Annotated in this window: 26 protein-coding genes; 25 read left to right on the top strand and 1 reads right to left on the bottom strand. The window is 47.1% G+C overall.

Annotated elements, in window-relative coordinates:
- The first annotated feature begins 22 nt into the window (after positions 1-22).
- From NKT06_RS20250 to NKT06_RS20225, 6 genes are all read left to right on the top strand, one after another.
- Positions 23-802: a DUF3939 domain-containing protein gene (locus tag NKT06_RS20250; RefSeq protein WP_253438636.1), complete on the top strand. Its 780-nt coding sequence runs from the start codon at positions 23-25 to the stop codon at positions 800-802.
- Between the two features lie 451 nt (positions 803-1,253).
- A complete protein-coding gene (gene spoIVA, locus NKT06_RS20245) occupies positions 1,254-2,732 on the top strand; it encodes a stage IV sporulation protein A (RefSeq protein ID WP_253438634.1) in 1,479 nt (492 codons plus the stop codon).
- Between the two features lie 216 nt (positions 2,733-2,948).
- Complete coding sequence (locus NKT06_RS20240) at positions 2,949-4,046, top strand: sugar ABC transporter substrate-binding protein (protein ID WP_253438631.1); 1,098 nt, start codon at positions 2,949-2,951, stop codon at positions 4,044-4,046.
- Positions 4,047-4,160: 114 nt separating this feature from the next.
- On the top strand, positions 4,161-5,678 hold the full coding sequence (locus tag NKT06_RS20235; protein WP_253438629.1) for a sugar ABC transporter ATP-binding protein: 1,518 nt from the start codon (positions 4,161-4,163) through the stop codon (positions 5,676-5,678).
- The gene (locus tag NKT06_RS20230) at positions 5,675-6,661 is read left to right on the top strand and encodes an ABC transporter permease (RefSeq protein ID WP_253438627.1); all 987 of its coding nucleotides are present in this window, start codon (positions 5,675-5,677) and stop codon (positions 6,659-6,661) included. The genes NKT06_RS20235 and NKT06_RS20230 overlap by 4 nt, the downstream gene beginning before the upstream one ends.
- 217 nt (positions 6,662-6,878) lie before the next feature.
- Positions 6,879-7,151 (top strand): HU family DNA-binding protein, encoded by a 273-nt coding sequence (locus NKT06_RS20225; protein ID WP_024630670.1) that lies wholly within the window; start codon positions 6,879-6,881, stop codon positions 7,149-7,151.
- 66 nt (positions 7,152-7,217) lie between these two features.
- On the opposite strand, the gene NKT06_RS20220 is transcribed toward NKT06_RS20225, so the two are convergent.
- Complete coding sequence (locus NKT06_RS20220) at positions 7,218-7,379, bottom strand: hypothetical protein (protein ID WP_253438625.1); 162 nt, start codon at positions 7,377-7,379, stop codon at positions 7,218-7,220.
- A 147-nt stretch (positions 7,380-7,526) separates the two neighbouring features.
- Between NKT06_RS20220 and mtrB the strand changes: the two genes are divergently transcribed.
- The 19 genes from mtrB (at position 7,527) to hisC (ending at position 25,053) form a co-directional block, all read left to right on the top strand.
- On the top strand, positions 7,527-7,748 hold the full coding sequence (gene mtrB / locus NKT06_RS20215; protein ID WP_017687697.1) for a trp RNA-binding attenuation protein MtrB: 222 nt from the start codon (positions 7,527-7,529) through the stop codon (positions 7,746-7,748).
- A gap of 121 nt (positions 7,749-7,869) precedes the next feature.
- Positions 7,870-8,421 (top strand): hypothetical protein, encoded by a 552-nt coding sequence (locus NKT06_RS20210; RefSeq protein ID WP_253438623.1) that lies wholly within the window; start codon positions 7,870-7,872, stop codon positions 8,419-8,421.
- 101 nt (positions 8,422-8,522) lie between these two features.
- Positions 8,523-9,386: a heptaprenyl diphosphate synthase component 1 gene (locus tag NKT06_RS20205; protein ID WP_253438621.1), complete on the top strand. Its 864-nt coding sequence runs from the start codon at positions 8,523-8,525 to the stop codon at positions 9,384-9,386.
- Between the two features lie 15 nt (positions 9,387-9,401).
- Positions 9,402-10,130: a demethylmenaquinone methyltransferase gene (locus tag NKT06_RS20200; protein WP_253438618.1), complete on the top strand. Its 729-nt coding sequence runs from the start codon at positions 9,402-9,404 to the stop codon at positions 10,128-10,130.
- On the top strand, positions 10,123-10,989 hold the full coding sequence (locus tag NKT06_RS20195; protein ID WP_253438615.1) for a UbiA-like polyprenyltransferase: 867 nt from the start codon (positions 10,123-10,125) through the stop codon (positions 10,987-10,989). The genes NKT06_RS20200 and NKT06_RS20195 overlap by 8 nt, the downstream gene beginning before the upstream one ends.
- Positions 10,990-11,610, top strand: a complete 621-nt coding sequence (locus tag NKT06_RS20190) for a UbiX family flavin prenyltransferase (protein WP_253438612.1) — start codon at positions 10,990-10,992, stop codon at positions 11,608-11,610.
- Positions 11,611-11,951: 341 nt separating this feature from the next.
- Positions 11,952-12,926 (top strand): polyprenyl synthetase family protein, encoded by a 975-nt coding sequence (locus NKT06_RS20185; protein ID WP_017687703.1) that lies wholly within the window; start codon positions 11,952-11,954, stop codon positions 12,924-12,926.
- 154 nt (positions 12,927-13,080) lie between these two features.
- Entirely contained in the window at positions 13,081-13,524 is a 444-nt protein-coding gene (gene ndk, locus NKT06_RS20180) for a nucleoside-diphosphate kinase (protein ID WP_253438609.1), read from the top strand.
- Positions 13,525-13,549: 25 nt separating this feature from the next.
- Positions 13,550-14,344 (top strand): CheR family methyltransferase, encoded by a 795-nt coding sequence (locus NKT06_RS20175; RefSeq protein ID WP_062835189.1) that lies wholly within the window; start codon positions 13,550-13,552, stop codon positions 14,342-14,344.
- Between the two features lie 178 nt (positions 14,345-14,522).
- A complete protein-coding gene (aroC, locus tag NKT06_RS20170) occupies positions 14,523-15,692 on the top strand; it encodes a chorismate synthase (protein ID WP_253438606.1) in 1,170 nt (389 codons plus the stop codon).
- A gap of 1 nt (position 15,693) precedes the next feature.
- Positions 15,694-16,788 (top strand): 3-dehydroquinate synthase, encoded by a 1,095-nt coding sequence (aroB, locus tag NKT06_RS20165; protein ID WP_253438603.1) that lies wholly within the window; start codon positions 15,694-15,696, stop codon positions 16,786-16,788.
- A gap of 5 nt (positions 16,789-16,793) precedes the next feature.
- On the top strand, positions 16,794-17,171 hold the full coding sequence (aroH, locus tag NKT06_RS20160; RefSeq protein WP_253438600.1) for a chorismate mutase: 378 nt from the start codon (positions 16,794-16,796) through the stop codon (positions 17,169-17,171).
- A 503-nt stretch (positions 17,172-17,674) separates the two neighbouring features.
- Positions 17,675-19,243: an anthranilate synthase component I gene (trpE, locus tag NKT06_RS20155; RefSeq protein WP_253438597.1), complete on the top strand. Its 1,569-nt coding sequence runs from the start codon at positions 17,675-17,677 to the stop codon at positions 19,241-19,243.
- A gap of 68 nt (positions 19,244-19,311) precedes the next feature.
- A complete protein-coding gene (gene trpD, locus NKT06_RS20150) occupies positions 19,312-20,352 on the top strand; it encodes an anthranilate phosphoribosyltransferase (RefSeq protein ID WP_253442664.1) in 1,041 nt (346 codons plus the stop codon).
- Positions 20,342-21,130: an indole-3-glycerol phosphate synthase TrpC gene (gene trpC, locus NKT06_RS20145; protein WP_253438594.1), complete on the top strand. Its 789-nt coding sequence runs from the start codon at positions 20,342-20,344 to the stop codon at positions 21,128-21,130. Before trpD ends, trpC begins: the two co-directional genes overlap by 11 nt.
- A 35-nt stretch (positions 21,131-21,165) precedes the next feature.
- Complete coding sequence (locus tag NKT06_RS20140) at positions 21,166-21,867, top strand: phosphoribosylanthranilate isomerase (protein WP_253438591.1); 702 nt, start codon at positions 21,166-21,168, stop codon at positions 21,865-21,867.
- Positions 21,864-23,063, top strand: coding sequence for a tryptophan synthase subunit beta (gene trpB / locus NKT06_RS20135; RefSeq protein ID WP_215076005.1), 1,200 nt, complete (start codon positions 21,864-21,866; stop codon positions 23,061-23,063). The genes NKT06_RS20140 and trpB overlap by 4 nt, the downstream gene beginning before the upstream one ends.
- Positions 23,060-23,866 (top strand): tryptophan synthase subunit alpha, encoded by an 807-nt coding sequence (gene trpA, locus NKT06_RS20130; protein WP_253438588.1) that lies wholly within the window; start codon positions 23,060-23,062, stop codon positions 23,864-23,866. The genes trpB and trpA overlap by 4 nt, the downstream gene beginning before the upstream one ends.
- A gap of 86 nt (positions 23,867-23,952) precedes the next feature.
- The gene (hisC, locus tag NKT06_RS20125; protein WP_253438585.1) at positions 23,953-25,053 is read left to right on the top strand and encodes a histidinol-phosphate transaminase; all 1,101 of its coding nucleotides are present in this window, start codon (positions 23,953-23,955) and stop codon (positions 25,051-25,053) included.
- Positions 25,054-25,077: the final 24 nt, after the last annotated feature.

The following is a 25,077-nucleotide window of genomic DNA, read 5'->3' as shown; positions in this document are numbered from 1 at the left end:
GCGTTATTCTAGGAGGACACGGATGATTAGGAACAAGCCAAAATGTGTTGAAGGAAGCGGACGGCAGCGTCTGAAACATCAGATGAGCGGTCTGCTGTTATTCCTGTTGTTTGCTTTTACAGCAAGTGGTTGTATGTATCCATCGGAGAGCAATTCGGACCCTAAAATAGCCTATCGGGAAAGCGTGAGCCGTATCCAGAGTGCGGTAGAGACATTCCAGCAAGATAAGGGGATTTTACCAATCATCAATGCAGATATGGAAACGCCAAAATATGAAAAGTTCAGAGTGGATCTGCCCAAGTTGAAGCAGCTGGGGTATCTGGATGAAATACCGGGAACCGCTTTTGAAAGTGGTGGGAGCGCTTACTTCCTTATCCAGGATGAAGAAGTGAATCCCACCGTTAAAGTGATGGACCTCCTGACTGTTCAGAAAGTCAACGATGTGCAGCGAATGGTTAATCAATATAAGTCCGTACATAACAATAAGTTGCCGAGCGGGGAAGAACTGTATCCGGGGTTATATGCTGTTGATATGGATCAGGCTGCACAGGCAGGCACTCCTTCCATTACATTGAACAGTGTATATTCAGGTCAGGCATTACCTTTTATGATGGATGACGAAGGCAAGGTCTATGTAGATTATGCTTTTGACATTATGCAGGCCGTGGAAAAGTCTGATATGTCTCCAGCAGAGACTGAAGATGTTCGGGAATTTCTGTTGGAGCACTCCTACTTCGTACCTGTAAAATCGGTTTTCTACGTTTGGCAAAATAATGCACCGGTTGCACAGCCAATAAAATAAGCCTGGTTGCCATTCATATATCTAACTGTATGACCCCCATGCTTCTAATGGTTCAAAAAGAGATATTCCAAATCAGGGATATCTCTTTTTTTTGTCCGTATGAGCAATAACTGTCATAAAAGCTTCACGGATCACATAAAGTAGATTGAAATAAAGACGCGCAGTCCGAGATCGGGGGATTCTCCTAATGTCATCACCATAAGATAAAAAAAACAAAATTACGCGTCATATTGCCGCATACGGATACATAAGATGATACTAGTCCAATTGCATGTACGAGTTAACGCCGCTCTCGCCGGTTTCATCAGAATGCAACGTTCGGCGGCGGACGACTTCCGGGCACTCACAAAGGCGGCTCTACCGTTGCAGGGATTTCAGTCTTCTGATTGAAAAAACGAAGCGGATGCTCTTTAGCATTTTTCCTTCGGAGTAATTTAGGGAGGGGATTTCATTGGAGAAAGTGGACATTTTTAAGGACATAGCTGAGCGGACCGGAGGGGATATTTATCTCGGGGTTGTCGGCGCAGTCCGGACGGGAAAATCAACATTTATTAAACGATTCATGGAAACGATCGTATTGCCTAACATCGCAAGCGAGGCTGATCGTGCCCGTGCAGTGGATGAACTTCCACAAAGTGCAGCAGGCAAAACCATCATGACTACGGAACCGAAATTCGTACCGAATAACGCAGTTCAGATCAAGGTGGCAGAAGGACTCGATGTTAATGTGCGCCTTGTCGATTGTGTAGGTTATGCGGTGGAAGGAGCCAAGGGATACGAGGATGAGAATGGTCCACGCATGATCTCCACGCCTTGGTTCGAGGAACCAATTCCGTTCCAGGAAGCCGCCGAGATTGGGACTCGCAAAGTCATTCAGGAGCATTCCACACTGGGTGTTGTGGTCACAACAGACGGCACGATTGCCGAAATTGCCCGCAGTTCCTATGTGGAATCCGAAGAACGGGTTATTGCGGAATTGAAAGAAGTGGGTAAACCGTTTGTCCTGATCATCAACTCCACTCGTCCTCGCAGTGAAGAAGCCCTGCAATTGCGTAGTGAGCTTGCGGCCAAATACGACATTCCGGTCATGACACTCAGTGCCGCCACGATGACAGAAGATGATGTGACGGGTGTACTTCGTGAAGTGCTCTATGAGTTCCCTGTGCATGAAGTTAATGTAAACTTGCCGAGCTGGGTAATGGTGCTGAACGAGACTCACTGGCTGCGCAGCAACTACGAAAATTCTGTACGGGATACCGTCAAGGATATTCGCAGACTTCGTGACGTGGATCGGGTTGTCGCTCAATTCATGGAATATGAATTCATTGATCGCGCAGGCCTGAGTGGTATGAACATGGGGCAGGGTGTAGCCGAAATTGACCTGTACGCGCCGGATGAACTGTATGATCAGATTCTCGTGGAAGTGGTTGGCATCGAGATTCGCGGTAAGGATCATCTGCTGCAATTGATGCAGGAATTCTCGCATGCGAAGAGAGAATACGACCGCTTCGCAGAAGCGCTGGAGATGGTCAAAACGACCGGATACGGCATTGCTGCTCCCTCTCTCGCCGAGATGGCTCTGGATGAACCTGAACTCATTCGTCAGGGCACCAAATTTGGCGTACGCCTGAAAGCAACGGCACCGTCCATTCATATGATCCGGGTTGATGTGGAATCAGAGTTTGCTCCAATCATCGGTACGGAGAAACAAAGTGAGGAACTGGTGAGATACCTGATGCAGGACTTCGAGAACGATCCGATCAAGGTATGGGATTCAGACATGTTTGGCCGTTCCCTGCACTCCATCGTGCGAGAAGGAATTCAGGGCAAGATTGCCATGATGCCGGATAATGCAAGATACAAATTGCAAGAGACGCTGGGAAGAATTATTAACGAAGGTTCCGGTGGCTTGATCGCTATCATTCTGTAAGACATCAAAAGACCGTAAGGGGAAATCCCTCGCGGTCTTTTTTATGTGATTTCTTTATTTTGGATGAAATGGATAGGAAGAATAGTGCTTTCAAAAAAACTTAGCGATTTTTAGCTTTAAATTGCTAAAACCCATTTACATACTAGGGATTAGCCGTTATATTAATATTCAACTATTGTGATCGAGATCACAGAGAGTGGACAGGGGGAGACAGAGATGAAAAGAAAAGAGACAAAATGGGTATGGTGGAGTGTGTTATTAGTATTTACATTGGCGCTGTCCGCTTGCGGAATCAAAAAAGAACCGGCAGCAACTCCAGCTTCAGGTGCATCAGATGATACGCCAAAAACGGAAGCAGTTACAGGCCCTCTAAGCGGTAAACGAATTGCACTTATTATGGAATTTAATACAGGTACCTTCTCGCAGCAATATGTACAAGGTGTCAAAGAAGAAATCGAAAAATTCGGTGGAGAACTGACGACGTTTGTTGCCGATAATGACAAAGCGAAGATGGTATCCTTGCTTGATAGCGCAATTAACCAGAAATTCGATGCCATTCTCACGGATCACGGTGATTCCCTATTAGAGCCAGGCGTGAAGAAGGCAGTAGAACAGAACATCCCAGTAGTTGTATTCGACGCAGCTATTAGCGTTCCGGGAGCTACAGTCCTGTCACAGGATGACCAGAAGATGGCTGAGCTGACACTGGAGCAAATGAAAAAAGATATCAATGGACAAGGCAATATTGTCAAAGTATGGGTAGCTGGTTTTGCACCGATGGAACGTCGTCAGATAGCATACGGTGAATTCATGAAAGCCAATCCGGACATCAAGGAAATAGCTACATTCGGTTCTGCACAGAACCCGGCGCTGGATACTCAAGCCAAAATGGAAGCCATTCTCAAGCAATATCCAAAAGGTGAGATTACAGCTGTATGGACTGCATGGGATGAGTTCGCCAAAGGTGCAGCGCGTGCGATTCAACAAGCTGGACGTGACGAGATCAAAGTGTATGGTATCGATATGAGTGACGAGGATCTGCAAATGATTCAGGACCCGAAAAATCCTTGGGTTGCTTCTGCTGCTGTTGATCCAACGGATATTGGTCGTGTCCAAGTACGTTATGCTTATCAGAAACTGAACGGGGACGAGACAGAAGATTCAGTTGTGCTTAACCCGGTCTATGTTCAACGTGAAGCTCTGCCAGATAAACAAATCTCCACTTCGGAGCTGTCAGAGTTCGTTGAAGGATGGGGTGGCAGCACACAAGGAATCAAAGACTGGATGAGCGAATACGGAATTACTGCTAAATAAGCAGCGTATGGGAAGCGCGCCGCAAGGCGCGCTTTTTTTCAAATAAATGAAGATACGTATGGTCTGGATGAAAAAAGGGATGCTCCCGGAAGGGAACGATTGGAGGTTAACATCATGAGCACTGCACCGATTCTGCTTCAAATGGAACATATCCACAAGCAGTTTTCAGGTATTCCTGCACTGAAGGATGTGGATTTCTCTGTAAAAGGTGGGGAGATTCATGCGCTGCTGGGTGCCAATGGTGCCGGGAAGAGCACGTTAATGAAGATTTTGTCCGGTGCTTACCCATTGGATCAGGGTACGATCCAGCTGAGTGGACAAGCGCTTCATTTAAGTTCTCCGGGAGACGCGAAGGCAAGCGGGATTCACTGTGTCTATCAGGAAGTGGATGCGGCACTGGTGCCACAGCTGACGGCAGCGGAGAACATTATGTTGGATCAGCTGGCTTCACCTGCCGGGGGGTGGTGGAAAAGTCCGCGGAAGCTGCAACAGCGTGCGGTTGAGGCGTTGAAGCAATTAGGGGCGGACATATCCGTTCACCAAAAAGTGGCTGATCTGACGCTTGCAGAAAAACAGATGATACTGCTGGCGCGGATTTTGATTCAGGATGCCAAGGTCATCATTTTTGACGAACCTACTGCACCGCTGAGTCAGGAAGAAACGGATGCATTTTTCCGAATTGTTCATCTGTTGAAGGAACGGGGCGTAGCCTGCATTTTCATTACCCATCGTCTTGCTGAAGTGACGGGTCACTGTGATCGCGTTACGGTTATGAGGGATGGACAACATGTATTTACCGGTGAAGCAAAGGGACTGACAATCAATGATTTGGTTACTCAGATGTTAGGCAAACCATTTGAAGAAGAGTTTCCTAAGACGGAAGCACCCGTGGGGGAGCTGCTGTTGGAAGCGCGTGGGCTTCGTCGTGGAGTGAAAGTCAAAGGTGTTGACCTTTCTGTACGCCGAGGTGAAGTCCTCGCTGTGGTAGGTCTGGTAGGCGCGGGTAAAACGGAAAGTTCTCGTTTGCTGATTGGTGCAGATCGGCTGGAGGGAGGCGAGATCCGGCTTAACAACCGTAATCTCCGTCTGTCTCAGCCTGCGGATGCGGCGGCTCTGGGGATTGTTTCTGTACCGGAGGAACGACGTAAACAAGGAATCCTGATTCAGGAGAACGTGGAACGGAATCTAAGTCTGCCTTTGCTAAGCCGTCTCAGTACATTAGGTTTCGTAAGCCGCAAACGGGAACGTCTGAATGCGGAGTCCTTGGTGAAACAGCTTGGAATTAAAACATCGTCAGTAAAGCAGGAAGTGAAATATCTAAGCGGTGGTAATCAGCAGAAGGTAGCCATTGGTAAATGGCTTAATGCGGATGCCGACGTATTTATATTTGATGAGCCAACCAAAGGCGTAGATATTGGGGCGAAAAGTGACATTTTCCGCATCATCAATGAACTGGCTTTGGCCGGCAAGGGCGTCATCTATTTCACCTGTGAACTGGATGAAGGCATGGGAATTGGCGACCGAATCGCTGTCATGTGCGAGGGCGTAATCGTGAAAGAGTTCAAACGAGGCGAAACTAATCAAGAACAGCTGCTATACTATGCAAGCGGTGGACAAGAGGTGCAATCATGAAGGATAAATCACTGGATTTTGCGTTCCGTTACGGGGCGATTATAGTCATTATAGGTGTTATCGCATTTTTCGGCATTAAATTGCCTTATTTCTTTACGTACAGTAACTTGACCGATATTTTGGGCTCAATCTCTATCGTTACGTTTGTAGCGATCGGTGTTACGTTATCTCTCATTGTTGATGGATTTGATCTCTCGGTAGGGGCGACTGTCTCATTGACCACCGTCGTTACTGCTTCGTTAATGATTTGGTATCAACAGCCGCTGGCGATTGTAATTATCGTGCCACTGATTATCGGGGCTGTTATTGGTTTATTGAACGCTTTGCTCATTGTAAAATTGCGCATTCCGGATTTGCTGGCGACCCTTGCCACGATGTACATCATCGGAGGTATTCACAAAACGTATGCACAGGGATATACCATTTACAATCATATGCAGTTCCCTGATGGGAGCAAAGCTGCGGGAGAGATGGACCCGACATTCCTGCTTATAGGGCAGGGGAAATGGCTGGGGATGCCAATATCGGTTATCCTGCTGCTTATTGCGGTAATAGGTGTGCATATCTTTTTGACGTATACGAAATATGGGCGCCAGATGTACATTACAGGGGGTAATGAGGAAGCTGCACGATTGTCTGGAATCAAGGTAAAAAAGGTGCGTACACTCGCCTATGTAGCCGCTGGAGTGTTTGTAGCAATCGGTGGTATCATCTATGCTTCCAAAGTAGGATCTGGGCAAATTGATGCGGGATCTCCGTTGTTAATGGAATCCGTTGCTGCAGTGTTTGTCGGTTTCTCTGTGTTCGGCGCGGGTAAACCGAATGTCATCGGAACCTTCATCGGTTCGGTTCTGATTGGTGTTCTTGTGAACGGGTTAACGATGATGAACGTACAGTATTTCACGCATGATATTGTAAAAGGTGGAGTTCTCGTGCTTGCCCTGGCGGTTACATTTTACGTCTTAAACCGCAACCGGACTTGAAATTGTGGGCTGTCTGTATTAGTATGAAATTTGTTCGGCGTCTGAAATGCCCGTGGTTTCAGACGACATTCTGCCGAAAATGACTGTTGACCGCAGGCGGAGATTTGTGTTCATCGCTCAAGATGTACGTAGATTTTTTGCGTATGAACGTATATTTCGCTATAAAACGGAAACACAGTATAACATTCAGGACATTGATACAGGAGGTGAAAAACAAATGAACAAATCAGACTTGATTACACACGTATCTGAAGCAACTGAATTGTCCAAGAAAGATGTAACGAAAGCGGTTGATGCCGTATTCGAAGCAATCTCTGAGGCTCTTCAAAGCGGAGATAAAGTACAATTGGTTGGTTTTGGGAACTTCGAAGTTCGCGAGCGCTCTGCACGTAAAGGACGCAACCCGCAAACAGGTGAAGAAATCGAAATTCCTGCGAGCAAAATTCCTGCATTCAAACCAGGTAAAGCGCTCAAAGACGGAATTAAATAAGATTTCTACATATTCCATATGTCGACAAAAAGACCGTGACTTGTTCACGGCCTTTTCTTTTGCCCTTTAACGATGATTCTTGCGGCTATCCGAGTGCTCAGGATCATCCGGTTGCCCGGTATAAGCAACCAGAATCAGATCTTCGCCAGCAGCTGCAGATAGATGCTGTTCGATTTCTTTTAACTGAGAAATATGCTCGTCTGTAAGTGCGGCAGGGGTGTACTTCATGCAGATTCTCCTTTCTGTGGCTGTACAACTGTAGTATGACCCGAGGGTAGCCGATTCTTACGGCTCATTCGTATAAGGCGCAGGTTGACAAATGAAACAATCTTAATCATCATTAACGCTATCGAACTAAAGAAGGGGACATGCGTGATGGATCATCCAACCGGCAATGATTATATTGTAATTAAGGCAGAGGAAAATGGTGTCCAGGTGATCGGATTAACCCGAGGTCAGGATACACGTTTTCACCACACCGAGAAATTGGACAAGGGTGAAGTGATGTTTGCCCAATTTACCACCCATACTTCAGCTATTAAAATCCGGGGCAAAGCCACGCTGATTACCAAGCATGGACAGATTGAATCGGAGTAATGGACAGATTGAATACAATCAAATGAAGATTGCAGGCATAGCCTGCTTTTTTTCATTGTACAATGAGGTATGAGCCTTTACTGGACAGACTACACTAACAGGTAAAGGCAAGGAGGCGTATATGAATCCGCGGATGATTGTTACTGCTTCAATGCTGGCAACGGTTGCGGCGGTCTTTCTGCTTGTTGCGATACAAACCTTACATATGCGTACATGGGGCGGGGAAAACGTACAACCTGCCTCTGCATCACATCATCCCGTTCAGCTAACGAATGACAATCTGGTTGATGTGTTAAGCTCCATGCAACTATCTACACCCATTGCAAGAGTGGAATGGAAACAGTCCATTTTGAAACTGGACCTCAAAGTAAAAGGAACGGGTACAAGTTACACTGAAATCTATGAGAACATGGCAGCTGTAGCGGATCTGGGCTTTCGTACTCTGGATAACGTGGATCAGGTGCTGCTGCGTGTGATGGCAGAAGATGAATGGATGCATAAACGACATCTGTTGCTTGCTGCTGATATACGGCGTGGAGAGTGGCCCCTGTATGCGATTGACACATTACGGAACTGGAAAAGTGCGGCCTTTTCAGAGGAATTGAAGGACTGGTTTCATCTGATGGAGACGGAACTCTGGAAGAAGCAATTCGAAATGACAAGTCAGGGGTAATAGAATAGCAGGATTCAGTGCGTGCCCGATCAACATATGCTATAATATATAAGATTGTAGTGCAGAAATGGTTTAACAATGTTAAGGCTCGGAGGCTGAGAATGAATTCATATCGCGTACCCCAACTAGCAAAGAAATATACGGATTACGACATGATTCGACAACATACGGAAATCCCATCATTTCCGGATAGCCGGGCACGTCTGCTGCAGATATTTGTGGGCCGCACAGACGAAAAGGTGCATCAAGAGTTATATGCTCTTGCAACTTCGCTCGTTCAGTTGGCCATGGATACGCATGATCGAATCGATACTATTTCCGGTGAGCGGAGAGAGCAAGAGATGCGTTCACGCCAGTTGAATGTACTCGCCGGGGATTATTTAAGTAGCCGTTTTTATCAATTGCTTGCCCAAGCGGGCAGAATTGAAATGATTGGCAAACTCAGTGGTGCTGTATCCGGAGTGAACGCACGCAAGATGACGCTGTATGAACGGATGAAGAAGCTTCTCGTTTCGGCTGACGAATACTTGCGTGAAACGGTACAGCTGAGGATGCAGCTGTTTCTTTCATTTACAGGCATGATTCAGGATAACGAAGAGTCACTATGGAACAGCCTGTTGACCGAATTCAGCTCCTGCGAAACGATCGTGGAAGAACTGAAGCGGATGAATGACGAAAAACAATATCTTCACAGCTATGCATACTGGCACATATACGAGCATGGTAATGACGAGGAGCGCAATGTGCTGCGTCAGTCTGAACCGGATTCACGTGCATGGAACGCTATGGTGCTGAAGCATAGGGTTGGCGAAGTTTTGCTGGACAAGCTTCGCGAGTGTACACACCGCATTCAACTGTTGTTGCAAGACGAGGAAGGGCGGATGGGTTTGCATGAGATACATGCAATTCTTGAGCCTTACTTGGCATATTTGCAGCCTTCACATGCGGCAGTAAGGGAAGATTGAGGGGGAGACAGACGAATGGGGAGCGGAGAGACCAAACCGAAAGAAGAATATGTCCATTCGGTTTTTCAGAGTATAGCCGGAAAATATGATGTCATGAATGATATTTTAAGTTTCCGCAGGCATAAGGCTTGGCGTAAATTCACCATGAAAAAGATGAATATGTCCAAAGGCGACACCGGTCTTGATTTGTGCTGCGGCACATGTGACTGGACGCTCGCTATGGCAGAAGCAAGTGAAACGGGGCACATGCACGGACTTGATTTCAGCAGCAACATGTTGGAGGTCGGCCAGACGAAGATCAATGCGGTGCAGCGTCAGAAGCAGATTACCCTGACACAGGGAAATGCCATGTCACTTCCTTTTGAAGACAATTCATTTGATTATGTGACAATCGGGTTCGGGCTTCGCAATGTACCTGATCTCAGACAAGTGTTGTCTGAAATGAAACGTGTGGTCAAACCGGGCGGTATGGTTGTGTGTCTGGAATTGTCCAAGCCAACATGGCAGCCGTTCAAAGGCATTTATTATTTTTATTTTGAGAAGGTTTTACCGAATCTTGCCAAAGTGTTTGCTAAAAGTTTTGAGCAGTACAAATGGCTGCCGGACTCTCTGGCCATTTTCCCGGGAAGGAAGGAACTGGCAGACATTTTTGCAGAAACAGGATTACAAGAAGTGCAGGCCTACCCTCTAACCGGAGGTATCGCGGCACTGCACATTGGAACCAAGGAGAATCAGCATGTTTAGGAAAATTCGCATCTTTTTAGAAATGATCAAGATTGAACACACGCTTTTTGCTTTACCCTTTGCATTTATGGGGGCCATTCTAGGCTCCATGGTAGTGAATGATACTTTCCCAAGCTGGATGCAGATCATGTGGGTATTACTTGCGATGGTCGGTGCACGTAGTGCAGCATTCGGTTTGAACCGGATTATTGACCAAGCGATTGATGGCAAAAATCCGCGTACCGCGATGAGAGCCATCCCGGCAGGACTGTTGAAAAATGGGGAAGTTGTTATATTTGTCATTATCTCATTTATATTGTTATTCTGGGCCTCATCCAATCTTAATGTATTATCCATGCAGTTGTTACCCATTGCTGTGTTTATGCTGGTACTGTATTCTTACACCAAACGATTCACATGGTTATGCCACGTCGTTCTTGGAATGACGATTGGTTTGGCTCCGCTTGGTGGCTGGGTAGCTGTCACAGGCACGATGGATTGGACAGCGATTGTGCTGTACGTTACGATTGTGTTCTGGACAGCAGGCTTTGATATTATCTACGCATGTCAGGACCTGGAATTTGATCAGGGCGAAGGTCTTCATTCCATACCTTCCCGTTTTGGCCTGGTCAAATCATTGCAGATCGCTAAGTTCTTCCATGTGATTACTGCAATTGGTTTTCTTGTATTATTGTTGATAACAGATCTGAGCTGGTGGTATGGCGCAGGCATGTTGGTGACGTATGGAATTCTGTTCTATCAGCACTATATTGTATCGCCTAATGATATGAGTCGTGTTCAAACGGCATTTTTTACCATGAACAGTTTGCTTAGTTTAATCGTATTTACGTTCACTCTGATTGATCTGGCGGTGAAATAAATGGTGCAGCAGCCGGACAATAAACGACTGGTTGTCGGAATTACCGGAGCGAGTGGCAGCATATATGGCATTCGATTAATTGAAACGCTGCTTGATTTGGAATATAACGTTCATCTTGTCATATCTAATGCAGGGTGGCGTGTACTGAAAGAAGAATTGGACTGGGATGTGACGAATCGGGACGCGGTGCTGGACGAAAAATTCGGCAACCGTGCCGGTTCTCTGATCTATCATCCTGTGAGTGATATAGGGGCCTCCATTGCAAGTGGTTCTTATCTGGCCGACGGCATGATTATCATGCCATGTTCGATGGGAACTCTTTCTTCCATTGCACAGGGATCATCGGATAATCTGATGTCCCGCGCAGCTGATGTTATGATGAAAGAGGGAAGAACATTGATCCTGGTGCCACGTGAGACGCCTCTCCATGCAATCCATCTGGAGAACATGCTGAAGCTTTCTCGTCTTGGTGTGCGAATGATACCGGCTATGCCTGCTTTTTATTACAAACCTCAGACTATGGATGAGTTGATTCTGTTTTTGGTGGGGAAAGTGCTGGATAGCTTGCGCATCCCACATCAACTGTTTACAAGATGGGGAGAACCGGATGAACGGGGATAACGACTGAGTTCGATACAAGGCTGTTTTTTGCCAAGGTGTTGCTCGGTTTATTTGTCCCCCGAATCCCGGGGTATTGGTGAGTGCTGATGGTGAGTCTTCATGAACCACAGTCTTGACCCATGCTCCGGCAACTTCTGTATTTTGTTTCAGAACAAGTCGCAGAGTTTAATTCCCGGGTGTCGGCCATGACAGTCGGAGAAGAAGAATACGTTAGATCCTTATGGAAAAACACAAGCAAGAACGGTAAGCCGGGTTTTTCGTAATGCCTGCAGGCCCGACTTGCTGGAGGGGAAGGTAAGCATGGATTTGTGGACTGACAATACGCTGATACGGGTGAACGAATGAAACTATTGGATATTTTCGGGTTGTTAAAAAAGGACATGGATTACATTGAGAAAGAGCTGTATCGCAGTGTTCGAGGAGAACAGAAGCTGCTGAGTGAAACGTCGCTTCATTTGCTCAAAGCAGGAGGAAAACGGTTGCGGCCCGTTTTTGTGTTACTTGGCGGGAAATTTGGTACATATGACATTGAACGTCTGAAGTTGGTAGCGGTTCCGCTGGAACTGATTCATTCCGCTTCCCTCGTTCACGATGATGTGATTGATAATGCGGAGACACGCCGAGGCAAACCCACTGTTAAATCAAAATGGGATAATCGGATTGCCATGTACACTGGAGACTATATCTATGGTAAGGCACTTGAAATGACTGCCGGATTATCCGATCCAGCTATTCATCGTATTCTTGCTAAAGCCATGGTACAGATGTCTATTGGCGAAATGGAGCAAATTCGCGATTTTTTCAATACGGGACAAAGTGTTCGTAACTATCTGCTGCGGATTCGCCGTAAAACAGCACTTCTGATTGCGGTTAGCTGTCAGTTAGGGGCATTGGCCACACGCGCGCCTGAGCATGTATCTTCCCTGCTGTATACGTACGGATACAATGTGGGGATGGCTTTCCAGATTCAAGATGATGTACTTGATCTGGTAGGTACCGAGAAACAACTTGGCAAGCCACCAGGCAGTGATATGAAGCAAGGAAATATTACTCTTCCTGTACTTTATGCCCTAGAAGAATCCGATCTGCGGGAACCTTTGCTTAAGGAGATTTCCCGTGTCCAGCATGAAGAAGGACGGGCAAGTGCATCGGATGCAATTGGAATGATTCGCCAAAGTCAAGGAATCGCTAAAGCAGAAGCCCTTGCTGACCGATATATGAAGAAAGCGCTCGATGCTCTCGATCAGCTACCTAACATCAAGACGACCAAAAACCTGCGTGATATCGCTCATTTTGTGGTTAAACGTACGCATTAAACGTTTTATGACCTTCAACTCTCAGATCGCTCATACCCAAAGATGAACAGACTTGTGATATTCCTCATTGGGAGGATTTGGACATGTATGTTACAATCAGAGGGATTGCGTTTACATAGTGATTAACTTTGAACCGTGAGTGAGGAGTGAGCTGATGGATCGTACATTTTTGATGGTGAAGCCGGATGGTGTGCAGCGTGGATTGATCGGTCGAATTATTAGCCGTCTGGAAGACAAAGGATTTAAGTTGGTGGCAGGCAAATTGGTGCAGATGTCTGAGGATCAGGCAAAACGCCTTTATGCTGAACATGAGGGCAAACCGTTTTTCGATGATTTGGTTCGTTTTATCACATCTGGGCCTGTATTTGCCATGGTGTGGGAAGGGGACGATATTGTGGCGCTTGCGCGCATCGTCATCGGAAAAACCAATGTGAAGGAAGCAGCTCCGGGTACCATTCGCGGAGACTTCGCCAGCCACACACCACATAATCTGATTCACGGAGCAGATTCACCAGAAAGTGCTTCCCGTGAAGCAGCAAATTTCTTTGCTTCAGATGAACTGGTGGTATACGACAAGAGCATCGCAGCCTGGTTGTAATTATTAGCCAAAAGGGTGATACACGATGCTGGAGCAAGAACAACTACTAGACCCGGATTACACCGGATTCATTCGTAAAATCAAAGAGAGCACAGGCATTGATCTTGCTCAATACAAGGAAGGCCAGATGAAAAGAAGGCTGACCACACTTCGCAACAAAAACGGGTTTCATACATTTTCTAACTTTTTTGATGCTATGCAGAAAGATAAATCATTGTTTTACGAGTTCCTTGATCGTATGACCATTAACGTGTCTGAATTCTGGCGTAATCCCAATCGTTGGGAAGTGTTGCGGGACGAGATCCTGCCTGAGCTGCTAGGGTCCAAGCGTCGTGTCAAAGTCTGGAGTGCAGCCTGTTCAACAGGTGAAGAACCTTACACACTCGCCATGATTTTGGACACGATGGGCATTTTGAAGGACAGCTCAATTACGGCAAGTGATCTGGATGAAGGTGCATTGGCCAAAGCCAAAGAAGGGCGTTATATGGAACGCTCACTTAAGGATGTGCCAAAGGAAACGGCGAACCGTTACTTCAAGCAGGATGGTTTGGTATACCGTATTGATGAGCAACTCAAAAATTCGATCAAGTTCATGAAACAAAATTTGCTGGTGGACCGTTTTGACGATGGGTACGATCTGATTGTGTGCCGAAATGTCATGATCTATTTTACCGAGGAAGCCAAAAACCTGTTGTATCACAAATTTGCAGCAAGTTTACGTCCAGGCGGTATTTTATTTGTGGGCAGTACGGAGCAGATCTTCTCCCCGGGACAATATGGTCTGGAGACAGCAGAAACATTTTTCTATCGGAAAAAATAATGATAATGGTTGTTCAGCCGTCTGAAGCACATGTACATGTGTTCAGGCGGTTATTTGTATACCAAGTACAAGAAAGAGCCGACTTTCTTGTCAAAGCCGGTCAGCTATACTATAATAAGCAAAGAAATTATGGGATTTTAGCAATGTGAAGTTTAACAGTTTAAAGGGGGAACGTATTATGAGTTTACGCTATTTAACCGCAGGGGAGACGCACGGACCCCAATTGACCGCTATTATTGAAGGATTGCCAAGTAATTTGACGATTGATTTTGAAGAACTGAATTTCCAGCTTCACCGCCGCCAAAAGGGATATGGCCGTGGACGCCGGATGCAGATCGAGAAGGATCAGGCGAATTTCGTTGGTGGTATCCGTCACGGATATACAACAGGTGCTCCGGTAGCGCTGGTTGTTCAAAATAATGACTGGAAACATTGGCAGAATATTATGAATATTGAGCCGATCGAAGGCAGTGATGAAGAGAAACGTCGCGTTCATCGTCCTCGTCCTGGACACGCTGACCTGAACGGTGGGCTCAAGTATAATCTTAAAGACTTGCGTAACGTACTGGAGCGCTCCAGTGCACGTGAGACAACGGTACGTGTGGCATGTGGTGCCATTGCACGTCAATTCCTGGCTGAATTTGGAATCAAGGTAGCTGGACGTGTACTTCGTATTGGAGAGATCGAAGCTCCGTATCAGGACCTTCCGATTGATGAACTGATCAAAGTTACAGAAGCTTCCTCTGTACGTGTTACGGATGCTGAGACAGAGAAGAAGATGGAAGCCTACATCGACCAGATTAAACAAGAAGGCGATTCCATCGGAGGAATCGTGGAATGTATCGTTGAAGGGGTGCCAATTGGTCTTGGCAGTTATGTTCAATACGATCGCAAGCTGGATGCACGAATCGCTCAAGGCGTAATGTCCATTAATGCATTCAAAGGTGTAGAGATTGGTATCGGATTCGAAGCCGGAGTCATTCGTGGATCACAGGTGCATGATGAGATCATGCATACGGATGAGCGCGGCTACCACCGGGCAACGAACCGTCTAGGCGGATTCGAAGGTGGTATGACGAACGGTATGCCAGTGGTTGTACGTGGTGTGATGAAGCCGATCCCTACGTTGTATAAACCACTGCAAAGTGTGGACATTGATACGAAAGAAGCATTTACGGCTCAGGTTGAGCGCTCGGACGCTTGTGCTGTACCAGCAGCAAGTGTGGTGATGGAGCATGTTGTAGCGTGGGAAATTGCCAAGGCATTCCTGGAGAAATTCGGCGGGGATTCCATGGAAGAGATCCGTGCTAATGTTGCTAACTATAACGCTCAACTGGAGAATTACTAATATGCGTCAGCTGACGGTACAGTTGGAGGAACGCTCATATCCGATTCTGATTGGTAGCGGCTTATTGGCACAAGCCCCTCAATATTTTGAGCAATATGGCCTAACCAAAAAAAGTCCGTTACTCATCATTACAGATGAAAATGTGGCTCCCAAATACTTGTCAGGTTTGGAGCAAACGCTGCGTACGGCTGGTTATACAGTCGTATCGGCGGTTGTACCCTCTGGTGAAACATCGAAATCCCTTTCGGTGTACCAGGATATGATGACCGTCGCTATCGAAGGCAAACTGGATCGGAGTTCTGCGATTCTGGCCCTAGGTGGTGGTGTCGTAGGTGATCTGGCTGGCTTTGTTGCCGCTACATATATGCGTGGAATCAAGTTTGTTCAAGTACCTACAACGATTTTGGCGCATGACAGCAGTGTAGGTGGCAAGGTGGCTGTCAATCATCCGCTGGCCAAAAATATGATCGGTGCATTCCACCAGCCGGAGCTGGTACTCTACGATGTGGACACACTTCAATCTTTGCCACCACGAGATGTTTCGGCAGGTTTGTCAGAGATGCTGAAGCACGGGCTGATCCGTGATGAGGCTTTCGCACACTGGTGTGAGGAACATGCAGAGGAGTTGCTAGCGCTAAATCCTGAAGCGTTGGGATATGGCCTGGAGCGAGGTTGTGGCATTAAGGCAGAGATAGTATCCAGAGACGAACGTGAAAATGGAGAACGTGCATTGTTGAACCTTGGACATACGATTGGTCATGCCATTGAAGCGATTGCTGGATATGGAGAATTCCTGCACGGAGAAGCGATATCCATCGGTATGGCTGGATCGGCATTGCTTGGTGAGAAGCTTGGTGCTCCAGCAGGACTCTATGAAGATACGGTCCGCATGTTACGTTCACTTCGCCTTCCAACAACGATGCCTGCTCATCTGGACACGGATGAATTAATGGAAGCGATGATGCATGACAAAAAATTCCGTGAAGGTCATATGGTGTTCATCATTCCTGATCGGATTGGGGCTGCAAGAATTGTGAAGGACGTACCTGTGTCGGCAGTTCGGGACGTCATTGAAATGCTCAGGAAGGGAGAATAACAGCAATGGTCACACGGGGAATTCGCGGGGCTACAACAGTCACGCAGAACAACGAAGAACAGATTTTGAAAGAAACGGCTGTATTGCTGCAGGAGATCGTGGATCGCAATGAGATCCAACCGGAAGACATCTGTAGTGTGTGGATTACGTTAACTGGGGATCTGGATGCTGCTTTCCCGGCAAAAGCTATCCGCCAACTGGATGGCTGGGAACTGGTACCACTGATGTGTGCGCTGGAAGTTCCAGTTAAAGGTGCCTTGGCACAATGCATTCGATTCATGGTACATGTCAATACAAACAAAGCTCAGAACGAAATCCATCATGTGTATCTGAACGGTGCACAGGCATTGCGTCCGGATCTGGCAGCACCTTCTGGATCTTAAAGAAGCAGGTTGTCAAACCGATCATAATGATGTATAGTGAGAACCAGTTGAGTAGAGTTGAGATTGAGCTGAGAGCAGCTGAGCTAGTGGAGTATATAGCAGAGTCCAGTGGGTGGTAACCGGGGCAACAGAAACCGGTCAACTGATTCACGGTACGTCGTGCTACGGAAGTTTTAACAGGAACAGGGAAGCAAATGTGTCGTAGGACACCTTTTGTTTAGATATATCTTGGTACAACACGTACAATGTACTCTCCCATATTTTACAGAAATATTGGAATGAGTAGTTGATGTGTTATAACTGATTTATTTTCCCGCATTGGATGATGTGAGATGCATCAATTCAGCGACCTGTGAATAATCCGACAGCGAAGTATAGGGACTTGTTATTTATGAAGCATCACCCTGTTAATTACAGCTTATAACCAAACCTCTACCTGATGGTAGAGGTTTTTTTGTACATATTATTTTTTCTTCTACCTAAATCTGAAAGGACGTGATTTGATGATAACGCCAAACGTTAATCAAGTACTGAAAATGTCAAATGAGTATAATCTGATTCCGGTAGTCAAACGGATTTTGGCAGATATGGAGACTCCGATTCGAATATTCCGCCGTTTTGCTGACAACGACCGGGCATTCCTGTTGGAAAGTGTAGAGGGGGGGATCCAATGGGCGAGATACTCGTTCATCGGTACAGATCCGTTCCTGATGATTTCGGCCAAGAAGGGCCGGATTGTAGTGGAAGAAGCGGGGCAGACTCGTGAATTGCCAGGCAAACCGATTGAAGAACTGAAAGCACTGCTGCGTAAGTACCGCAGCCCAAAAGATGATGAACTTCCACCATTCACAGGTGGGGCAATTGGTTTCTTCGGATATGATCTGCTGTCATATTATGAGAAGCTTCCAGCTCATGCGCTGGATGATCTGAATATGGATGACATACGTTTTATGTTCTGTGACCAGATTATCGTGTTCGACCATGTGAAGCAGCAGATGCTGCTCGTCGGGAATGTACACGTCAAGGATGGTGCAACGGATGATGAGATACGGCAAGCGTATGCAGTGACTTCGGAGAAGCTGGAGCAGGCCGCTGAACGGCTGCAGCAGCAAGGACCAGGGGAAAACCTGAATCCGCGTTCCATTCCGGGAGACGTGGAATTGGGGGATATTCGCTCCAACCTTACGAAGGAACAATTTATAGGTAATGTGGAGCAAGCCAAAGAGTACATTCGCGCAGGTGATATTTTTCAAGTGGTATTATCCCAGCGGTTTCACATTGATACGGAGGTTTCTCCGCTTCACGTGTATCGCGTGCTTCGGACCCTGAATCCATCACCTTATATGTACTACCTCAAAATGGATGATGAGATAATCGTGGGTACTTCGCCTGAAGCACTGGTTAAGGTGGATGGAAATCGCGTGGAGACACGTCCGATTGCAGGCACACGTCCAAGGGGGGCAACCGAAGCGGAAGATCGTGCACTCGCTGCTGATCTGCTCCAGGATGAGAAGGAACGTGCGGAGCATCTGATGCTGGTTGATTTGGGCCGTAACGATCTGGGTCGGGTATCCAGCTTCGGCAGTGTGAAGTGTGACATGTTCATGGAGATTGAACGGTATTCTCATGTGATGCACATGGTATCCAACGTTACAGGTGAGCTAAGAGAAGATAAGGATTTCTTCGATGCGTTCCTCTCATGCTTGCCAGCGGGTACCGTATCTGGTGCACCGAAACTGCGTGCAATGGAGATCATCGCGGAACTGGAGAAAGAGGCACGCGGTGCCTACGCAGGAGCGATCGGATACCTCGGTTTCTCGGGTAACATGGACTCCTGTATTACGATTCGTACGATTATTTTCAAAAAAGGAAAAGCATATGTACAGGCCGGGGCGGGAATCGTGTGGGATTCTGTACCTGAGAATGAATATGTAGAAACGGTTAACAAAGCCAAAGCATTGCTCAAAGCGATTCGAACAGCAGAAGCAATGTTTCCTGCCAAAGAAAAGGACAGCACGTTGAGATTGGCGAATGCAGATTACTTTGTCACACCAGCGGCCGCTAAAAACTGAGAGAGGAGAGACCGGAGATGAACATAAACCCGATAATGAATGAAAACCCTGTAACCCCAATTGCTGAGATGACTCGCGAGGATGGTATGAAGAATGGATTAGCAAAGATTTTGGAGGGTAGTCATCTGGAGCAAGCCGAAGCACGAGATTTGATGTACTCGATTATGAGAGGTGAGGCAACGCCGGCTCAAATCGGAGGTTTGTTAATGGCGCTGCGCATGAAGGGGGAAACGGTGGATGAGATCACTGGTTTTGCTGAAGCGATGCGTGGTCAGGGCGGACGGATTCTCACGGATGGCAGCGGCTTGTTGGACACTTGTGGAACAGGCGGATCGGGAATTCACAAATTCAACATTTCCACGGCATCTGCCATTATTGCTTCCGCCGTCTCGGTTCGGGTCGCCAAACATGGCAACCGTTCAGCTTCAGGCAAAGCAGGTAGTGCAGATGTATTAGAGGCACTCGGTGTAAATATCCATCTGAACGGGGAACAGGCCAGACAATGTCTGGATGATATCGGAATTTGCTTCTGTTTTGCCCAGGTATATCACCCTTCCATGCGTCATGCGGCAGGACCAAGAAAAGAGTTGGGTGTTCGTACCATTTTCAATATGCTCGGACCATTAACCAATCCTGCGGGAGCAGATCGTCAATTGCTCGGCCTGTATGATCGTTCCCGGACGCCGATGATCGCTGAAGTACTGAATCGTCTTGGTCTCAAAAGAGCGTTGGTCGTGGCCAGTCATGATGGTCTGGATGAAATCAGCATCTCGGCGCCAACTCAGGTATCTGAACTTCGCAATGGTGAAGTGCACACCTACGATATTGATCCACGTGATATGGGCTTGTCTTTGCATCCGCTCGAAGCGGTGCTTGGAGGAGATGCAGCACAGAATGCCGAAATTATTAAGAGGATCTTCCAGGGTGAGCAGAGTGCCTACCGTGATGTCGTTCTGTTGAACGCCGGAGCGTGCATCTATGTATCCGGTCTTGCAGATAGCATTGCTGAAGGGGTAACACTTGCCGCCGAAGCGGTAGATTCGGGCAAAGCTGCCGGGAAGCTTGAACAGTTAATTCATACAACGGAGGCGTACAGTCATGTATCTTGATCGAATCGTTGCAACCAAACATAAAGAAGTAGAAGTATTGGCACAGACATTTGGCATGGATGAGGCTATCCAAAAAATCGAACAACTCCCCGCAACCCGGGGGTTTGAACAAGCACTATCAAGCGGACGCAATCGCAAACTCGGCCTTATTGCTGAAGTGAAGAAGGCTTCGCCATCCAAAGGGTTAATTCGCCCGGATTTTCATCCGGTAGAGATTGCTGCTGCTTATGAGCGAGCGGGTGCAGACTGCATCTCCGTATTAACGGATGTATCGTATTTTCAAGGGAGCAACGAGTACTTGCAGGCGATTCATCAGGCGGTGAATATTCCGCTATTACGCAAGGATTTTATTATAGATGAACGACAGATTGCCGAGGCAAGATTACTGGGTGCGGATGCGATACTGCTGATTGCCAGTATTCTGACACCTGAACAGATTCGTCAGTATCTGGAATTTGCCAAAAGTTTGGGGCTGGATGCCTTGATTGAAGTCCACGATCGAACAGAACTGGAGCAGGTATTGGACATTCCGCAGGCAACACTTGTGGGCATTAATAATCGTAATTTGAAAACATTCGAAACCAGTCTGAGCACGACACTGGATTTGATGGAATTGATTCCAAGTGGCGTCACCTTGATTAGCGAAAGTGGTATTGATGGACCAGAATCAACAGTACCTCTGATCCAGGCTGGTGTTCATGGTATTCTCGTAGGTGAGCATCTCATGCGCAAGGATGATGTCGAGGCGGCTGTATATGATCTAATGGGACCCAAATGATGAATACTTCCATACACGATGGCACAGGCGACAGTATGTCAGAACTGAGAAACCCGCTGCCAGCGGCCGTAAAAATATGTGGACTTCAGGACGTTGAAGTGCTAAAATCGATGATAAACTTGCCTGTGGATTACATTGGTGTTGTTTTTGCCAAGTCACGCCGCCGAATCGAACCCGAGCAGGCTGTTGCATTAAGAACGGTGTTGTTCGAATGGTCTGCCTATGATCGGCCGAAGCTTGCGGGTGTATTTGTGAATCCAACGCTCAAAGAGTTGGAACACATTATGGAGATTGCTCACCTGGATGTTATTCAACTGCATGGACAGGAGACTGCGGAATTTTGCCAGCAGGTGAAACAGCGGTGGGATGCCAAAGTGTTTAAAGTTTTTTCTTTTCCCAAAGATGAAACGGGACCGGAAGCTGATGATGCAGCCATAAGGGCTCTTGATACTTATGATAAATTCGTGGATGCGATATTGCTTGATACCCATGATCCTCTATATGGAGGGGGCTCCGGGAAAACGTTTGCCTGGGAGCGAATCCCTGCCTATGCTGAATGGGCGAAAAGTCGCGAAATTGCCCTGTTCGTTGCAGGAGGTTTGCAGCCGGACAATGTACAACAACTAATACAGACATATGCACCTTTCGGCGTCGATGTATCCAGCGGCGTGGAGACTGAAGGTGTGAAGGATATTGCCAAAATTACAGCATTCGTAGAAAGGGTGAAGCAGGCATGACACATCAATTGCCGGATCAACACGGGCGTTTCGGTCACTTCGGAGGCCGCTTTGTACCTGAGACACTAATGAACGCACTTATTGAGTTGGAGGAGGCATATAGCCACTTCTCTGAAGATGAGGAATTCAACAAGGAACTGAACTATCTGCTAAGCGAGTATTCTGGACGTGAAACGCCATTGTATCATGCAGAGCAATTGTCACGCCGATTGGGCGGACCGAAAATTTATCTGAAACGTGAAGATCTCAACCATACAGGCGCGCACAAAATTAATAACGCCATTGGACAAGGTTTGCTTGCCAAACGGATGGGCAAAAAGAAAGTTATTGCCGAAACGGGTGCAGGTCAACATGGCGTTGCAACGGCAACCGTAGCCGCATTGCTTGGACTGGAATGCAAAGTATTTATGGGCGAAGAAGATACAGAGCGTCAGCAGTTAAACGTATTTCGAATGAAGCTGCTCGGAGCAGAAGTGATTCCGGTTACGTCCGGAACACGGACCCTGAAGGATGCTGGTAATGAAGCGCTTCGCTACTGGGTCAGCAATGTGGAGGATACATTCTATGTGCTCGGATCAGTGGTTGGACCTCATCCATATCCGATGATGGTGCGAAATTTCCAACGAGTGATTGGTGATGAGACCCGTCGTCAGATTCAGGAGATCGAAGGACGTTTGCCGGATGTAATTGTAGCAGCTGTCGGTGGAGGTAGTAATGCGATCGGGATGTTCTATCCATTTATCGGTGACCAGGATGTGAAGCTTGTTGGGGTTGAAGCTGCAGGCAAAGGGGTCGATACCGAGTATCACGCTGCGACGATGACCAAAGGTACGCATGGTGTATTCCAGGGATCTATGAGTTACCTGTTGCAGGATGAGTATGGACAGGTTCAGCCAGCGCATTCCATCTCGGCCGGACTTGATTATCCGGGTGTTGGTCCGGAGCATTCCTATCTCAAGGATATTGAACGGGCAAAATATGTACCGATCACGGATCAGGAAGCACTTGATGCCCTGCAACTCCTATGTCGGACGGAAGGAATTATTCCTGCTCTGGAGTCTGCACACGCGGTTGCCCAAGTTGTCAAACTGGCGCCTGAACTCACAGCAGATGATATTGTAGTCATTTGTCTGTCGGGACGTGGAGATAAGGACGTTGAATCGATCATGAAATACACGGGAGGCGACTTGGGATGAATCTGATGGACCAGACCTTCCAGCAATTGAAGCAACAGAATCGCACGGCACTTATTCCATTCTTAACCGTGGGAGACCCGGATGTGGATACAACGATCGATATCATCAAAGAGCTTGAGCAGGCCGGAGCGGATATTTTGGAACTGGGTGTTCCTTATTCCGATCCACTTGCAGATGGCCCAGTCATTCAGCGTGCTTCCGAACGTGCGCTGAAAAGCCAGATTACTATTCGTACGGTTATGGAAACCGCAGCAAAAGCTCGTAACGTAGGCGTGAAACTGCCGTTTGTGCTGTTCACCTATTATAATCCGGTATTGCAGACCGGATTGGATGTATTCTTTGAAGAATTGGTCAAACACGATATCAGTGGCATGATCATTCCGGACCTGCCAATTGAGGAAGCGGAAGAGATGCGACAACGTGCTAATCGTGCGGGTGTACATCTGGTGCCTCTTGTTGCACCTACATCTAATGCACGGATTGAGCGTATTGTGAATGGAGCAAGTGGCTTTATCTACTGTGTATCTTCCCTTGGGGTAACCGGAGAAAGAGCTTCTTTCTTTGATGGCGTGGAAAGCTTCATTGAAACGGTGAAAAGTCTGACAGATCTCCCTGTAGCGGTAGGTTTCGGTATCTCTAGTCATGAGCAGGTGGCACATTTCTCCCGCATCTGCGATGGCGTTGTTGTAGGTAGTGCCATTGTTCGTCAGGTGGAAGATGCGATTCCTCTGCTTGAAAATCCGGATACGCGTGCAGCGGGACTGTTGCAAATTCGCAACTTTGTGGCACAATTAAAGGGATAGAGATGTCCTGAAAGTACATCCTTTGGACACATGAGGTGCACGCTGATTCGTGTCTAACATTATTTCAATAACAGGAGGCGGTTGGGTTGAAACCGAAATCCCAGATTGTCAATCTGCCTGTGTACCAGCCAGGCAAACCGATTGAAGAAGTGAAACGTGAACTGGGGCTTGAACAAGTCATCAAGCTGGCCTCCAACGAAAACCCATACGGCAGTTCTCCTGCCGCCCTGGAAGCCATTACGAGAGAAATGACTAACATAAGCATATACCCAGACGGTAGCTCGGTTGAGCTGACGGGAGTTCTTGCTAAGCATCTTGGTGTTGAACGGAACAACTTAATATTTGGTTGTGGTTCCGATGAGATTATTGCTTTGATCACGAGAGCTTTCTTCTTGCCGGGTGACGAGACCATTATGGCAGATCAGACATTCTCCGTATACAAAAGCAATGCCGATATTGAGGGTGCCGTTACCATCGAAGTGCCTCTTAAAGATGGAACGCATGATCTGAGCGCGATGCTTGCGCAAATCAACGACAAAACGAAAGCAGTCTGGGTGTGTAATCCAAATAATCCGACAGGTACGATTATCTCCGAGCAGGAACTTACGGCCTTTATGGACCGCGTGCCTGCTCATGTGATGGTCATACTGGACGAAGCTTATTATGAATTTGTAACCGATGAAGCATATCCGCAAAGCATACCATTGATCGAACGGTATCCAAACTTGGTCATTCTGAGGACATTCTCTAAAATTTACGGTTTGGCTTCGCTCCGGGTCGGGTACGGCATTGCACGTCCTGAAATTATTGATTTGATAAACCGTGTACGTGAGCCGTTTAACACTTCCCGATTTGCACAGGTTGCGGCAACGGCTGCACTACTGGATCAGGATTTTGTTCAAGAGTGCTCGAAGCGGAATGCAACGGATCGGGACTTCCTGCAAAATGAATTTACACGGTTGGGCTTGTCGTACTTCCCTTCACAGGGTAATTTCATTATGGTTGATCTGAATATGCCTTCGGCAACGGCGTTCCAATCCTTGCTCAAACAAGGCATTATCGTTCGCCCAGGATTCCACGTATACCCAACTTACATTCGTGTGTCCGTCGGAACATCAGAACAGAACCGTGCATTTGTCACGGCACTGGAGAACACGCTGGCTGAGAAGGCGGTAGCACGCCCTTAATACTGGCGATGAAAGAGTGAGGAC

It is taken from the genome of Paenibacillus sp. 1781tsa1 (genome assembly GCF_024159265.1).
In the GTDB taxonomy this organism is placed as follows: domain Bacteria; phylum Bacillota; class Bacilli; order Paenibacillales; family Paenibacillaceae; genus Paenibacillus.
This window is presented reverse-complemented; position numbering and strand designations above follow the sequence as displayed.

Coding starts and splice junctions, on each gene's coding strand:
- trpA (WP_253438588.1), top strand. CDS start 23,060: ATGAATCTGATGGACCAGACCTTCCAGCAATTGAAGCAACAGAATCGC.
- NKT06_RS20190 (WP_253438612.1), top strand. CDS start 10,990: ATGGTGCAGCAGCCGGACAATAAACGACTGGTTGTCGGAATTACCGGA.
- trpC (WP_253438594.1), top strand. CDS start 20,342: ATGTATCTTGATCGAATCGTTGCAACCAAACATAAAGAAGTAGAAGTA.
- NKT06_RS20240 (WP_253438631.1), top strand. CDS start 2,949: ATGAAAAGAAAAGAGACAAAATGGGTATGGTGGAGTGTGTTATTAGTA.
- NKT06_RS20185 (WP_017687703.1), top strand. CDS start 11,952: ATGAAACTATTGGATATTTTCGGGTTGTTAAAAAAGGACATGGATTAC.
- trpB (WP_215076005.1), top strand. CDS start 21,864: ATGACACATCAATTGCCGGATCAACACGGGCGTTTCGGTCACTTCGGA.
- NKT06_RS20175 (WP_062835189.1), top strand. CDS start 13,550: ATGCTGGAGCAAGAACAACTACTAGACCCGGATTACACCGGATTCATT.
- aroC (WP_253438606.1), top strand. CDS start 14,523: ATGAGTTTACGCTATTTAACCGCAGGGGAGACGCACGGACCCCAATTG.
- aroB (WP_253438603.1), top strand. CDS start 15,694: ATGCGTCAGCTGACGGTACAGTTGGAGGAACGCTCATATCCGATTCTG.
- aroH (WP_253438600.1), top strand. CDS start 16,794: ATGGTCACACGGGGAATTCGCGGGGCTACAACAGTCACGCAGAACAAC.
- NKT06_RS20195 (WP_253438615.1), top strand. CDS start 10,123: ATGTTTAGGAAAATTCGCATCTTTTTAGAAATGATCAAGATTGAACAC.
- NKT06_RS20250 (WP_253438636.1), top strand. CDS start 23: ATGATTAGGAACAAGCCAAAATGTGTTGAAGGAAGCGGACGGCAGCGT.
- NKT06_RS20205 (WP_253438621.1), top strand. CDS start 8,523: ATGAATTCATATCGCGTACCCCAACTAGCAAAGAAATATACGGATTAC.
- mtrB (WP_017687697.1), top strand. CDS start 7,527: ATGGATCATCCAACCGGCAATGATTATATTGTAATTAAGGCAGAGGAA.
- NKT06_RS20235 (WP_253438629.1), top strand. CDS start 4,161: ATGAGCACTGCACCGATTCTGCTTCAAATGGAACATATCCACAAGCAG.
- NKT06_RS20230 (WP_253438627.1), top strand. CDS start 5,675: ATGAAGGATAAATCACTGGATTTTGCGTTCCGTTACGGGGCGATTATA.
- trpE (WP_253438597.1), top strand. CDS start 17,675: ATGATAACGCCAAACGTTAATCAAGTACTGAAAATGTCAAATGAGTAT.
- trpD (WP_253442664.1), top strand. CDS start 19,312: ATGACTCGCGAGGATGGTATGAAGAATGGATTAGCAAAGATTTTGGAG.
- NKT06_RS20140 (WP_253438591.1), top strand. CDS start 21,166: ATGTCAGAACTGAGAAACCCGCTGCCAGCGGCCGTAAAAATATGTGGA.
- NKT06_RS20210 (WP_253438623.1), top strand. CDS start 7,870: ATGAATCCGCGGATGATTGTTACTGCTTCAATGCTGGCAACGGTTGCG.
- NKT06_RS20220 (WP_253438625.1), bottom strand. CDS start 7,379: ATGAAGTACACCCCTGCCGCACTTACAGACGAGCATATTTCTCAGTTA.
- NKT06_RS20225 (WP_024630670.1), top strand. CDS start 6,879: ATGAACAAATCAGACTTGATTACACACGTATCTGAAGCAACTGAATTG.
- NKT06_RS20200 (WP_253438618.1), top strand. CDS start 9,402: ATGGGGAGCGGAGAGACCAAACCGAAAGAAGAATATGTCCATTCGGTT.
- ndk (WP_253438609.1), top strand. CDS start 13,081: ATGGATCGTACATTTTTGATGGTGAAGCCGGATGGTGTGCAGCGTGGA.